Here is a 13,223-nt window from a genome sequence, read left to right on the forward strand (position 1 = left end):
GGGGCCAAAGAGCAGGGGGTTGTTTCACGTGAAACAGACCCCTGTGCGGACTCAGTGCGCGTCGGGGTGTGTTTCACGTGAAACACACCCCCCCTGCGGACTCAGTGCGCGTCGGCGATGTGCTGGGTGCCGATCCGCTTGCGGAACACCCAGTACGTCCAGCCCTGGTAGAGGAGCACCACCGGGGTCGCGACGCCCGCGCACCAGGTCATGATCTTCAGGGTGTACGGGCTCGACGAGGCGTTGGAGACCGTGAGGTTCCACTCCTCATGCAGCGAGGACGGCATGACGTTCGGGAAGAGCGTCAGGAAGAGCATCGCCACGGCGGCCGCGATCGTGATGCCGGACAGGGCGAACGACCAGCCTTCGCGACCGGCCTTGATCGCTCCGATCGCCCCGACCAGGGCGAGGACCGCGATCGCCATCGCGACCAGGCTCTTGGTGTCACCGCGCGAGGCCTGCGTCCAGATCAGGAACGCCAGCGCCAGTACGACCGTGGCCAGGCCCAGCTTGAGGGCCAGTGCCCGCGACCGCTCGCGGATCTCACCCACGGTCTTCAGGGAGGTGAAGACCGAGCCGTGGAAGGTGAACAGGAACAGCGTCACCAGTCCGCCGAGGATCGAGTACCCATTGAGCAGATCCCAGAAGGTGCCCACGTACTCCTTGTGCGCGTCGATCTTCACTCCGCGCACGATGTTGCCGAAGGCCACGCCCCACAGGAACGCCGGGATCAACGACGTCCAGAAGATGGCCTCCTCCCAGTTGCGCTGCCACTTCTCCTCGGGCCGCTTCGCCCGGTACTCGAAGGCCACACCGCGCACGATCAGACAGACCAGGATGATCAGCAGCGGCAGATAGAAGCCGGAGAAGAGCGTGGCGTACCACTCGGGGAAGGCGGCGAAGGTCGCGCCGCCGGCCGTGAGCAACCACACCTCGTTGCCGTCCCAGACGGGCCCGATCGTGTTGATCAGAACCCGCTTCTCCTTGCGGTCGCGGGCCAGCAGCTTGGTGAGGATCCCGACTCCGAAGTCGAAGCCCTCCAGGAAGAAGTAGCCGGTCCACAGGACGGCGATGAGTACGAACCAGACGTCGTGGAGTTCCATGCCTCTGTCTCCTCAGCCTCAGTACGAGAAGGCCATCGGCCGGTCGGGGTCGCGGTGGTCCCCGCCGATCTTGGTGGGCGGGTTGAGGTCCGAGTCGGTGAGCTCGGGCGGCCCCGCCTTGACGTACTTCACCAGCAGCCTGACCTCGATCACCGCGAGCACGGCGTAGAGCAGGGTGAAGACGATCATCGAGGTGAGGACCTCGCCCTGCGAGACACCGGGGGAGACCGCGTCCCTGGTGCGCAGCACTCCGTAGACGACCCAGGGCTGACGGCCCATCTCGGTGAAGATCCAGCCCCAGGAGTTGGCGATCAGCGGGAAGCCGAGCGTCCAGATGGCGATGAACCAGTACCAGCCGGTCAGCCGGCTGCCGAGCGCCTTGTTCCGGAAGAGGACCAGATGCGGCACCTCGTCCTCACCGGTCCTCAGGCCGGGCGCCAGCATGAACTTCTTGCGGGTAAGCCAGAGGCCGACGGCTCCGATGGCGACGGACGCCATGCCGAAGCCGATCATCCAGCGGAAGCCCCAGAAGGTGACCGGGATGTTGGGCCGGTAGTCGCCGGGCCCGTACTTCTGCTGCTCCTGCTTGTTCACGTCGTTGATGCCGGGGACGTACGAGGAGAAGTTGTTGTCGGCGAGGAAGGAGAGCACGCCCGGGACCGAGATCTCGACGCTGTTATGGCCCTTGGCCACGTCTCCGTAGGCGAATATCGAGAAGGGCGCCGACTTCTCGCCGTCCCACAGCGCCTCGGCCGCCGCCATCTTCATGGGCTGCTGCTTGAACATGACCTTGCCCAGCTGGTCACCGCTGACGGCTGTGAGCAGTCCGCCCACGACGAGCGTGACCAGGCCGAGCCGGAGCGAGGTGCGCATCACCGGGATGTGCTTCTTGCGGCGCAGATGGATGGCGGAGACGCCGACCATGAACGCGCCACCGGTGAGGAAGGCCGCGGTGAGCGTGTGGAAGACGACGACCAGGGTGGTGTCCTGGGTCAGCACATGCCAGAAGTCGGTGAGCTCCGCGCGCCCGGTGGCCTTGTTGAGCTTGTAGCCGACCGGGTGCTGCATCCAGGAGTTGGCGGCCAGGATGAAGTACGCGGAGAGGATGGTGCCGATCGAGACCATCCAGATGCAGGCGAGGTGGATCTTCTGCGGCAGCTTGTCCCAGCCGAAGATCCACAGCCCGATGAAGGTGGACTCGAAGAAGAAGGCGATGAGCGCCTCGAAGGCGAGCGGGGCGCCGAAGACGTCACCCACGAAGCGCGAGTAGTCGGACCAGTTCATGCCGAACTGGAACTCCTGGACGATGCCGGTGACCACGCCCATCGCGATGTTGATCAGGAAGAGCTTGCCCCAGAACTTCGTCGCCTTGAGGTACTTCTGGTTCTCCGTCCGCATCCACGCGGTCTGCAGGCCGGCCGTGAGCGCGGCGAGCGAGATCGTGAGGGGGACGAAGAGGAAGTGGTAGACGGTGGTGATGCCGAACTGCCAGCGCGCCAGTGTCTCCGGCGCCAGAGCCAGATTCACAACGTCATCTCCTTACATCGCCGTGATCACAGCGGCAGGTTGCCCCTCCGAACCCACTGATTAAGGGACGAAGCGGGATGCGCTTGTGAACGCGTTCACATTCACAAGCATTATGTCGCACATGCTTCCGGGATCTTTAAGCGGGGGGTCCCCCTGCGCCAGGGTGAGCCACGGAGGACGCCGTGAGCGACCTCTGGCCACTTTGGGCGCGGGCGCTGGCGACGCCTTTTGAGACGCCCTTCCCCGCTGGCTTCAACATATTGTTGAATTTCAGCCTATGCAGATACGGATCTCCTGGCCCACCGGGCAGCTCACCGCCACCCTCGACGAAACCCCCACAAGCGCGGCGCTCGCGGGGGCTCTCCCGATCATCTCCACCGCCCGGACCTGGGGCGAGGAGGTCTACTTCGAGACTCCGGTCTCCCCCGTGCTGGAGTCGGACGCGCGCGAGGTGGTGGAGCCGGGCACGGTCGCGTTCTGGACCGAGGGCGACGCACTGGCGCTGCCCTACGGCCCGACGCCGGTCTCGCGCGGCGACGAGTGCCGCCTGGCGAGCGCGTGCAACGTCGTCGGCCGGATCGACGGGGACCCGCGGCTGCTCGCCACGGTCCGCACCGGCGACCGGATCCGGGTGGACCGCCTCCGAGACCCGGCCCAGGGCTGTCGCGGGGCCGCCGAACCGGCGGCGACGGACAGGCCCTAGTTCCCCTTGCGGAAGCCCTCGGCCACCTTGAGGAAGAGGTCATTCGCCTCGGTCTCGCCGATCGTCACCCGCACGCCCTCGCCCGCGAACGGCCGGACGACGACGCCCGCCGCCTCACAGGCCTGCGCGAACTCGACCGTCCGCTCGCCCAGGCGCAGCCAGACGAAGTTCGCCTGCGTCTCCGGCACGGTCCAGCCCTGGCCGACCAGCCCGCCGTGCACCCGCTCGCGCTCGCACACCAACGAGCCGACACGCCCGAGCAGTTCGTCCTCGGCGCGCAGGGAGGCGACCGCCGCGTCCTGGGCGAGCTGGCTGACGCCGAAGGGGACGGCCGTCTTGCGCAGCGCCGCCGCCACCGGCTCGTGGGCGACGGCGAAGCCGATCCGGAGCCCGGCGAGTCCGTACGCCTTGGAGAAGGTGCGCAGCACCGCCACGTTCGGGCGGTCGCGGTAGATCTCCAGCCCGTCCGGCACGTCGGCGTCGCGGACGAATTCCTTGTACGCCTCGTCCAGGACCACCAGCACATCCGAGGGCACCCGGTCGAGGAATCGTTCCAGCTCCGCCCGGCGGACCACGGTGCCGGTCGGGTTGTTCGGGTTGCAGACGAAGATCAGCCGGGTCCGTTCGGTGATCGCCTCGGCCATGGCGTCCAGGTCGTGGACATCGCCGGAGGTCAGCGGCACCTTGACAGACGTCGCTCCACTGATCTGGGTGATGATCGGGTACGCCTCGAAGGAGCGCCAGGCGTAGATGACCTCGTCACCGGGGCCGGAGGTGGCTTGAAGCAGCTGCTGGGCGACGCCGACCGAGCCCGTGCCCGTGGCGAGGTGGGAGAGCGGCACGCCGAAGCGGTCGGCCAGCTCGTTCATCAGACCGGTGCAGCCCATGTCCGGGTAGCGGTTGAAGCTCCCGGCGGCGGCGATGGCACTCTCCATCACCCCCGGCAGCGGCGGGTACGGGTTCTCGTTGGAGGACAGCTTGTACGCGACGGGGCCGCCGGCCGCCGCAGGCTTGCCGGGCTTGTAGGTGGGGATGCCGTCCAGCTCGGCGCGCAGCTTGGGGCTCGTCTCGCTCACCGCAGGTCCTCCTCGACCGTTCCGTCCGTACGAATACTGCTCACCTTATGAGGATTCGGCGTCCCTGCGAAGGGCCACGGGCTTCCTCCGGGGGCGGCCGCTCCGGCCCGCCCGGACCTGGGGAACGTGAGCGCGCGGGAGGGGGAGCGCTCCCTGCCAGAGCCGTGCGCCGGTGGCTTGCGCCGTGGCGCGCGTCCCTCGTGCAGGTGAGTTGAGACCTCTTCGAAACATCGGGCATTCGGCAGCCGCCCACCGATCGACAACCGCCACCACAACGCGACTGCCTCTAACTTCCATGGAAATCAAGGCCATTAGGCACTAATGATCATGCAGAAACGTGCCTGTCAACGCGTGCATATGCACCCGGTCCAACTGTCTCGCCTCGCCCTACTATCGGCTCGCCATGACAGCAGCAGGGAAGCACCAGGTGAGCCGGTCGACCGGTCGCCGGCTGGGGCGGGCGGGCATTCGGGACGTGGCCGCCGCCGCCGGTGTCTCCATCACGACCGTCTCCGACGCGCTCAACGGCAAGGGCCGGCTCCCCGACGCCACCCGCCGCCACGTCCGCGAGGTCGCAGACCGGCTGGGCTATCGCCCATCCGCAGCGGCCCGCACGCTCCGTACCGGCAAGTCCGGCTTGATCGGCCTGACCGTGACGACCTACGGGGATGAACCTTTCACCTTCACCGAGTTCGCCTATTTCGCCGAGATGGCGAGGGCCGCGACGTCCGCGGCGCTCGCCCGCGGCTACGCCCTCGTCATTCTGCCCGCCACCTCACGCCGCAGCCCCGCGGACGTCTGGTCGAACGTCGCCCTCGACGGCACCGTCGTGATCGACCCCTCCGACCAGGACCCCGTCGTCACCGAACTGGTCCGTCAGGGGCTGCCGGTGGTCTCCGACGGCCGCCCGGCGGGTTCACTGCCGGTGACCGCCTGGGTCGACAACGACCACGAGGCCGCCGTACTCGAACTGCTCGACCATCTCGCAGCCGCCGGCGCCCGCCGGATCGGCCTCCTCACCGGCACCACCACCGACACCTATACCCGGCTCTCCACCGAGGCGTATCTGCGCTGGTGCGAGCGGGTCGGGCAGGACCCGGTCTACGAGTCCTACCCGGCCCACGACCCGTGCGCGGGCGCCGTCGCGGCCGACCGGCTGCTCGCCCGCCCGGACCGGCCCGACGCCGTGTACGGACTGTTCGACCCCAACGGCACCGATCTGCTGGCGGCCGCCCGCAGATACGGACTGCGGGTACCCGAGGACCTGCTGCTCGTCTGCTGCAGCGAGTCCACCGTGTACGCGACCACCGAACCGCCCATCACCACCCTCTCGCTCAAGCCTCGGCGCATCGGCACGGCCGTGGTCCAACTGCTCATCGACGCCATCGAGGGCATCGACCACGGTCACCCGATCGAGCAGGTGATACCGACCGAACTCATCGTCCGTACGTCGTCGCAGCGCCGGTCGCCGCGGACGACGGTCAGCCCCCCGCGCTCCCCCGTCGCGGAACCCCGCAGGGGGCTCGGCCAGGACCCGAACGTGCCGGACAGGAGCCCCGACAGCGATGCGGACAAGGACTAGACCAACACATTGGGGACATAACAACCGGTGAACCACGACCGCGCCCGGATTCACCACCCCTGGTGCGTCACACAGCACGAGCCTCATTCCTATGATGGGCGAACGACACCACGGATCCCCGCCCGACCAGGGGGGTCCCACGGTGTACGGCGGCGCGACGGTGGTGGAGGGGTCGATGACTCAGGGGGCCGGTCAGGGACCCGAGCGGACGGAGACGTTGCGTGACTTCCGGGTGCCTCCGTACGCGCAGGCTCCCGCGCATTCCGCGCAGGTCCCGCCGCCGCCCCCACCCGTCGAGATGCCTCCACCGGCGCAGCCGCACCCTCCCGCGGCCGTGCACCCGGCGGAGGCGTTTCCCGCGGACATCCACCCGGGGAACGCCTTTCCGGACGACGAGCCGCCCGAGGGCTACACCCCGACGGCACGCGACCTCCCGGTGATCAACCGGGGGGACACCGTGCAGGTCCGGGTGGAGAGCGACCCCGCCCCGGCCCCGGCGCCCCTGCCGGACGGCCTCGGCCCGCTCTTCGTCGTGGGCGACGTCCACGGTTACCTCGATGAACTCCTGGCCGCGCTCCGCGAGCAGGGGCTGATCGACGTCGACGGGAACTGGGCCGCGGGCAATGCCCGCCTCTGGTTCCTCGGTGACTTCACCGACCGCGGACCCGACGGCATCGGCGTCATCGACCTGGTGATGCGGCTGTCCGCCGAGGCCGCGGCCGCCGGCGGCTACTGCAAGGCCCTCATGGGCAACCACGAGCTGCTCCTGATCGGCGCCAAGCGCTTCGGCGACACCCCGGTCAACTCCGGTGCGGGAACCGCCACCTTCCAGGCCGCCTGGCTGCTCAACGGCGGCCAGAAGGCCGACATGGACCGCCTCCAGGACGTCCATCTGCAGTGGATGTCCCGCCTCGACGCGATCGAGGAGGAGGACGGGCATCTGCTGATGCACTCCGACACCACCGCGTACCTGGAGTACGGCGACTCCATCGAGGCCGTGAACGACACCGTGCACGCGCTGCTCACCCGCAACGACGCCGACGAATGCTGGGACCTGTTCCGGAAGTTCACCAAGCGCTTCGCCTTCCGCGACGAGTCGGGCCCGCAGGCCGCGCGTGAGCTGCTCTCGGCGTACGGCGGGCAGCGGGTGGTCCACGGACACAGCCCGATCCCCTACCTCCTGGGCGAAGTGGGCACCGAAGACGGCGAGGAAGACTCCCGTCCGGTCGTGGAGGGACCGCATGTGTACGCGGACGGCCTCGCCATCGCGATGGACGGCGGGGTGACCATGGCCGGAAAACTGCTGGTCGTGCAGTTGCCTCTGCATGACTGACGCGTAATCGGGAAAGCACCGGCTCGGGCGGTGGCAAGGTGATTTCGGAAACACCCTGTCACCCCGTGCCGTAACCGCTCTACCATCGGCTTATCCGTAGCAGGCTCTCCTCCGTTTCCGCCCGATTGCCCGTTCATCAGGCGGGCTTTCCGGCCCTACGGAGCATCGGGGGATGCACATGAACAGCGCTCCGCACCTGCTGACCGAGGACCGCCCGGAGTTCGAGCGGATCCTCGACGACGCACTGCGCACCGCGCCCGACCGGCCCGAGCTGGCCGGTGTAGGAGTACGGCTCAACACCGAGCAGTTGCGCACGATGGTGCTCAACGCCGGTGCTCTCGTGTCGGCGGCCGCGGCGGCCGAGTACGACCACTACGTCAAGGCGCGCGAGGAGCTGCGTGCGCCCTCCACCCCCGCGCTCACATCGGAACGCGGCTCGGTGATGACGGCTCCGGTGATCGACAGCCCGGATTCCACCTCGGGTGCGGGCGTCGGCGCGGTCGTCGCCGTGTTGGCGCCCGTCCTCGCCGGGACCGCCGCCGCGATCTTCCTGTTGGTGGGCTACATCCTGAAGATGCTCAACCCACAGCCCGCCTTCGCCGACACTTTACTGACGGCCGGCTGGTTCTTCGGCGCACTCACCGCGGCCGCGATACTCGCCGCCGCGATCAGTCTCCTGCTCACCGCGATCCGCAACGGCTCCACTCAGGTCGTCGCCGAGCCCGAGGAGGGCGAGGTGGGCGACGAGAGAGCGCAGGAGGTCTCCCGGGCACGGGAGGCCTGGCGCCACGCCCTGGTGGAGCGGGGTATCTACCCGTTCCTGCGTGAGGCGCTGGCCGCCCCGGGCGCCGGTCCGGGCGTGCCCAGACGCCGCCCGACGGGCCGGATGCCGAGCCTCGGCTACGACCGGCCCGACTTCGACAGCCCGGGCGACCCGTCGACGACGGGGACCCGGCCCAGCTTCACCAGCCCGGACTTCACCAGTCCCGACTTCGGGGGGCCCGAACACCCGCCGGAGTAAACGGAGTCGGGGCGCGCCCGTTTCACGTGAAACCACCCGGAACCGTCAGGAGCCGACCGGGAAATCAGCGTCACCTTCGTTTCACGTGAAACCACGGCCACGCAGAGCCGCACACAGCTGCGCGTGTTTCACGTGAAACAGAGGTCCTTGCCCCGTTTCACGTGAAACAGGGCTCGCCGTTTCACGTGAAACATCGGGGCTCGTACGTCACTCCGCGATCGGCAGATAGACGCGGTTGCCCGCCTCGGCGAACTCCTTGGACTTCTCCGCCATTCCGGCTTCGATGTCCGTCGCCGCCAGGTCCCCGCCGTGCTCGCGCCGGATGTCCTGCGAGATCTTCATCGAACAGAACTTCGGCCCGCACATCGAGCAGAAGTGAGCGGTCTTCGCCGGCTCGGCGGGCAGCGTCTCGTCGTGGAACTCCCGCGCGGTGTCCGGGTCGAGGGCCAGATTGAACTGGTCCTCCCAGCGGAACTCGAAGCGGGCGTCCGAGAGCGCGTCGTCCCACTCCTGGGCGCCCGGGTGCCCCTTGGCGAGGTCCGCCGCGTGAGCCGCGATCTTGTACGTGATGACGCCCGTCTTCACGTCGTCGCGGTTCGGCAGACCCAGGTGCTCCTTGGGCGTGACGTAGCAGAGCATCGCCGTGCCCCACCAGGCGATCATCGCCGCGCCGATGCCGGAGGTGATGTGGTCGTACGCCGGGGCGACGTCGGTCGTCAGCGGGCCGAGCGTGTAGAACGGCGCCTCCTCGCAGATCTCCTGCTGGAGGTCGATGTTCTCCTTGATCTTGTGCATCGGGACGTGCCCCGGGCCCTCGATCATCGTCTGGACGTTGTGGCGCTTGGCGATCGTGTTGAGCTCACCGAGGGTGCGCAGCTCGGCGAACTGCGCCTCGTCGTTGGCGTCCGCGATCGAACCCGGGCGCAGGCCGTCACCCAGGGAGTACGTCACGTCGTACGCCGCGAGGATCTCGCAGAGCTCCTCGAAGTTCTCGTACAGGAACGACTCCTTGTGGTGCGCGAGGCACCAGGCGGCCATGATCGAGCCACCGCGGGAGACGATGCCGGTCTTGCGGCGGGCGGTGAGCGGCACGTACCGCAGGAGCACCCCCGCGTGGACCGTCATGTAGTCGACGCCCTGCTCGGCCTGCTCGATGACCGTGTCCTTGTAGATGTCCCAGGTCAGCTCCTCGGCGCGGCCGTCGACCTTCTCCAGCGCCTGGTAGAGCGGCACGGTGCCGATCGGGACGGGGGAGTTGCGCAGCACCCACTCACGGGTGGTGTGGATGTTGCGGCCGGTGGAGAGGTCCATGACCGTGTCGGCGCCCCAGCGGGTGGCCCAGGTCATCTTGTCGACCTCCTCCTCGATGGAGGAGGTGACGGCGGAGTTGCCGATGTTGGCGTTGACCTTCACCAGGAACCGCTTGCCAATGATCATCGGCTCGATCTCGGGGTGGTTGACGTTGGCGGGCAGCACGGCGCGCCCGGCCGCGATCTCCTCGCGCACGACCTCGGGGGAGACGTTCTCGCGGATCGCGACGTACTCCATCTCCGGGGTGATCTCGCCCCGGCGGGCGTAGGCGAGCTGGGTGACGGCCTGGCCGTCACGGCCCCGGCGCGGCTGGCGCGGGCGGCCCGGGAACACCGCGTCGAGGTTCTTCAGGCCGCCGCGCGGCGAAGTGTGCTTGATGCCGTCGTCCTCGGGGCGGACGGGGCGGCCCGCGTACTCCTCGGTGTCGCCGCGCGCGATGATCCAGTTCTCCCGGAGCGGGGCGAGTCCCCGGCGGACGTCCGTCTCGATGTTCGGGTCCGTGTACGGCCCGGACGTGTCGTACAGCGTGACGTCCTTGCCGTTGGTGAGGTGCACCTGGCGGACCGGCACCCGGAGGTCGGGACGCGAGCCCTCGACGTATCCCTTGTGCCAGCCGATGGACTTCCCGGCCTCGTTCTGGTTCGAGGCAGGCGTGCGTGCGTCCTGAATGGTCATGAGACCTACTCCCTACGCCGGCATTACCCGGTAACAGGTTCGGCGGTCGGCGCAGCCGCTTCCGTACGGTTCGTACGGCTTTCAGCGCCCTCTCAGCCCGGTGCTCCGAGCTCCCGCGTGTGCAAAGGTGTCACCACGCTAGCGCCATTTCCAGCGCGCTGAACAGAGGGCCCCCGCCGTTCTTGCGATGATCGGGCGGTGACGTCAGCAGAGCAGCCCCCCGAAGACGCCCACGGACACCCGCACGGCCAGGGCCATGGACACACCCACAGCCACGGCCCCGCGGCGCCCGTCTCGAAGCACCTGCGCAAGGTGATCGCCGCCGTGCTGATCCCGTTCTCGGTGGCGGTCGTGGTCGGCCTGGCCGTCCTGTGGCCCGGCGGGACGCCCTCGCACCAGCGCACCGGGGTCGGCTTCGACCGCCAGACCCAGCAGGCGAAGGTGGTCGCCCTCCAGAAGGTCGACTGCAAGACGGTCAACGCCGGCCAGACCCCGCCGACCGGCGACACCTCGACTCCCGAGGGCCAGGAGGCCAAGCGCTCCCAGCAGGGCCAGTGCGCCAAGGCGACCATCGAGGTCACCAGCGGCAAGGAGAAGGGCCGCACGTTCACGGAGATCGTCCAGCCGGATGCCCCGCGCCAACTGCACAAGGGGCAGGGCGTGATCGTCGCGTACGCCCCCGACGCCCCGCACGACCTGCAGTATTCGGTGACCGATGTGAACCGGCGGCTCCCGATGGCGCTGCTCGCGGGCATCTTCGCGCTCGCGGTCGTGGTCGTCGGGCGGCTGCGCGGGGTGATGGCGCTCGTCGCGTTGGTCGTGTCGTTCGCCGTGCTGACGCTCTTCATCCTTCCCGCGATCCTCCAGGGCTCGAATCCGCTGCTGGTCGCGGTGGTCGGGTCGAGCGCGATCATGCTGATCGCGCTGTACATGTGCCACGGCTTGTCGGCGCGCACCTCGGTCGCCGTGCTCGGCACGCTGGTCTCACTCGTCCTGATCGGGCTGCTCGGGTCGCTCTTCATCGGCTGGGCCTCGCTGACCGGCAACACCGACGACAACACCGGCCTGATCCACGGGCTCTACCCGAACATCGACATGTCCGGCCTGCTGCTGGCCGGCGTGATCATCGGATCGCTCGGTGTGCTCGACGATGTGACGGTCACCCAGACGTCGGCGGTCTGGGAGCTCCACGAGGCCAACCCGACGATGGGCCCGCGCGGGCTGTACCGGGCGGGCATCCGGATCGGCCGCGACCACATCGCGTCGGTGGTCAACACCCTGGTCCTGGCGTACGCGGGCGCGGCGCTCCCGCTGTTGCTGCTGTTCTCGATCGCACAGAGCAGCGTGGGGACGGTGGCCAACAGCGAGCTGGTCGCCGAGGAGATCGTCCGGACGCTGGTGGGCTCGATCGGCCTGGTGGCCTCGGTGCCGGTGACCACCGCCCTGGCGGCGCTGGTGGTCTCGGCCGACCGCCCAGCCGCCGGGGCCCGCGGTCCGGTGCGGGGCGGACGCGGCCGGCGCCGCAAGAAGTAGGCGGCGCTCAGCCCGCGTTCTGCTCCTCGGCCAGGATCCGCCCCAGCGCCTCGTCCAGATGTCCGTCGAAGTCGCCGAACGCGCGCTCCTGTCCCAGCGGTACGAGCCTGTCGGTGCGGTCGAGGAAGGCCACCAGCGGGCCCGCCCCGGCCCGGAAGAGCGCCCGTTCGCCGGAGACCTGGAGGCGGATGTGGACGTCGCCGAGCTCCTCGGGGCGGGAGGGCGCGATGTGCACATCCCCGTCACCGGTGGGGGTGTTGATGCCGTCGAGCAGCAGTTCCCGCCCGAACGTCCAGGTCACGGGTTCGTCCCCGGGAAGGTGGAAGGTCATGCGGACCGCGTACGGATCGTCGGCGCGGTACGCGAGCTCCACCGGGATCCTGAAGGAGAGCTCCTCGGAGACGAGGAAGCTCATCATGACCTCTGCCAGGACCTCACGCATCACGTACCCCGCTGTAGCTGAAATGGCCAGGAATGATCCCCCTGGCCCTCTTGACGCAATCGTGCTGGAACCACTAAAAGATCACAAGGAGTGAGTTTTCAGATACTGATAGAGAACGCGAGGGAACCGAGGAGCCGGCCCACCTCGCCGCGGAGCTGCTCGATCGCCGGAATCAGCCGTTCTTGCTGGTGAAGGGGGAGGGAGATGGCCATGGTGGCGGCTCCGGAACCCGCCGGGACCGGGATGGCGGCGCAGACCGTACCCAGCGCGTACTCCTGCCTTTCGACCACCGGCTGCATACGCTCCGTAGTCGCGAGACGGTCCAGGAGGGCGCGGCGGTCGCGTACGGAATAGGGCGTGACCGCGCGGACGGGGTGCCGGTCCAGATGGTCCTCGCGGGCCTTCTCGTCGAGCTGGCTCAGCAGGCACTGGCCGATGGCGTGCGCGTGTCCGGTCTCCCGGAAGTCGGCCCACTCCTCGACGGCCGGGGCCGACGGCGTGTCGGCCACCCCGGCGATCTCGATCTCACCCTCGCGGTAGACCGCGAAGTAGACGGGGACCCCGATGGCGTCACGCCACTCCGCGAGGGACCGGCTGATCTTGGTGCGACGATTCTGCATCGCCCCGCCGTCCGCCAGCCGCTCGGCCGCCTCGCCGAACACGAACACACCGTTCTCCCTGCGCAGATAGCCCTCGTGGGTGAGGGTGCGCAGCAGGTGGTACGCGGTGGGGAGCGGCAGCCCGGCCTCCCGGGCCAGCTGTTTGGCAGGAGCGCCGTCCGTATGGGCTCCCACGGCCTCCAGCAGGCGCAAGGCCCGCTGGACCGAACCGATCAGGGTAGGGACACCGGCGTTCGCGGCCGTGGCCACAGGTCACCCCCAGGCGTCCTGACGGGCAAGGAGCCCGCCCGAGGCAGC

General features: G+C 68.8%; 10 protein-coding genes, 1 pseudogene and 1 riboswitch. Of the genes and pseudogenes, 5 read left to right on the forward strand and 6 right to left on the reverse strand.

Annotated elements, in window-relative coordinates; translation table 11 throughout:
- Positions 1–101: 101 nt before the first annotated feature.
- Complete coding sequence (cydB, locus tag AB0G17_RS05185) at positions 102–1,103, reverse strand: cytochrome d ubiquinol oxidase subunit II (RefSeq protein WP_361375703.1); 1,002 nt, start codon at positions 1,101–1,103, stop codon at positions 102–104.
- Positions 1,104–1,121: 18 nt separating this feature from the next.
- Positions 1,122–2,630, reverse strand: a complete 1,509-nt coding sequence (locus AB0G17_RS05190; RefSeq protein WP_361375706.1) for a cytochrome ubiquinol oxidase subunit I — start codon at positions 2,628–2,630, stop codon at positions 1,122–1,124.
- Positions 2,631–2,907: 277 nt separating this feature from the next.
- Between AB0G17_RS05190 and AB0G17_RS05195 the strand changes: the two genes are divergently transcribed.
- Positions 2,908–3,333, forward strand: coding sequence for a cyclophilin-like fold protein (locus tag AB0G17_RS05195; RefSeq protein WP_361375709.1), 426 nt, complete (start codon positions 2,908–2,910; stop codon positions 3,331–3,333).
- On the opposite strand, the gene hisC is transcribed toward AB0G17_RS05195, so the two are convergent.
- Entirely contained in the window at positions 3,330–4,409 is a 1,080-nt protein-coding gene (gene hisC, locus AB0G17_RS05200) for a histidinol-phosphate transaminase (RefSeq protein WP_361375712.1), read from the reverse strand. The two genes, AB0G17_RS05195 and hisC, sit on opposite strands and share 4 nt — an antisense overlap.
- A gap of 403 nt (positions 4,410–4,812) precedes the next feature.
- Here hisC and AB0G17_RS05205 point away from each other — a divergent pair.
- The 3 genes and pseudogenes from AB0G17_RS05205 to AB0G17_RS05215 form a co-directional block, all read left to right on the forward strand.
- A pseudogene (locus AB0G17_RS05205) lies at positions 4,813–5,919 on the forward strand (LacI family DNA-binding transcriptional regulator); the annotation flags it as partial.
- A gap of 247 nt (positions 5,920–6,166) precedes the next feature.
- Positions 6,167–7,324, forward strand: a complete 1,158-nt coding sequence (locus AB0G17_RS05210; protein ID WP_361375715.1) for a metallophosphoesterase — start codon at positions 6,167–6,169, stop codon at positions 7,322–7,324.
- Positions 7,325–7,496: 172 nt separating this feature from the next.
- On the forward strand, positions 7,497–8,345 hold the full coding sequence (locus AB0G17_RS05215; RefSeq protein ID WP_361375718.1) for a hypothetical protein: 849 nt from the start codon (positions 7,497–7,499) through the stop codon (positions 8,343–8,345).
- A 207-nt stretch (positions 8,346–8,552) separates the two neighbouring features.
- On the opposite strand, the gene thiC is transcribed toward AB0G17_RS05215, so the two are convergent.
- Entirely contained in the window at positions 8,553–10,331 is a 1,779-nt protein-coding gene (thiC, locus tag AB0G17_RS05220) for a phosphomethylpyrimidine synthase ThiC (RefSeq protein WP_361375721.1), read from the reverse strand.
- Positions 10,324–10,458, reverse strand: a riboswitch (TPP riboswitch). (Overlaps the previous gene by 8 nt.)
- A 71-nt stretch (positions 10,459–10,529) precedes the next feature.
- Between thiC and AB0G17_RS05225 the strand changes: the two genes are divergently transcribed.
- Entirely contained in the window at positions 10,530–11,864 is a 1,335-nt protein-coding gene (locus AB0G17_RS05225; protein WP_361375724.1) for a YibE/F family protein, read from the forward strand.
- A gap of 7 nt (positions 11,865–11,871) precedes the next feature.
- On the opposite strand, the gene AB0G17_RS05230 is transcribed toward AB0G17_RS05225, so the two are convergent.
- On the reverse strand, positions 11,872–12,306 hold the full coding sequence (locus AB0G17_RS05230; protein ID WP_361375727.1) for an SsgA family sporulation/cell division regulator: 435 nt from the start codon (positions 12,304–12,306) through the stop codon (positions 11,872–11,874).
- Positions 12,307–12,404: 98 nt separating this feature from the next.
- A complete protein-coding gene (locus AB0G17_RS05235; protein ID WP_361375730.1) occupies positions 12,405–13,175 on the reverse strand; it encodes a helix-turn-helix domain-containing protein in 771 nt (256 codons plus the stop codon).
- Positions 13,176–13,223: the final 48 nt, after the last annotated feature.

Source organism: Streptomyces sp. NPDC023838, assembly GCF_040639555.1.
Lineage (GTDB): Bacteria > Actinomycetota > Actinomycetes > Streptomycetales > Streptomycetaceae > Streptomyces.

Coding starts and splice junctions, on each gene's coding strand:
- AB0G17_RS05230 (WP_361375727.1), bottom strand. CDS start 12,306: ATGCGTGAGGTCCTGGCAGAGGTCATGATGAGCTTCCTCGTCTCCGAG.
- AB0G17_RS05215 (WP_361375718.1), top strand. CDS start 7,497: ATGCACATGAACAGCGCTCCGCACCTGCTGACCGAGGACCGCCCGGAG.
- AB0G17_RS05195 (WP_361375709.1), top strand. CDS start 2,908: ATGCAGATACGGATCTCCTGGCCCACCGGGCAGCTCACCGCCACCCTC.
- thiC (WP_361375721.1), bottom strand. CDS start 10,331: ATGACCATTCAGGACGCACGCACGCCTGCCTCGAACCAGAACGAGGCC.
- AB0G17_RS05210 (WP_361375715.1), top strand. CDS start 6,167: ATGACTCAGGGGGCCGGTCAGGGACCCGAGCGGACGGAGACGTTGCGT.
- cydB (WP_361375703.1), bottom strand. CDS start 1,103: ATGGAACTCCACGACGTCTGGTTCGTACTCATCGCCGTCCTGTGGACC.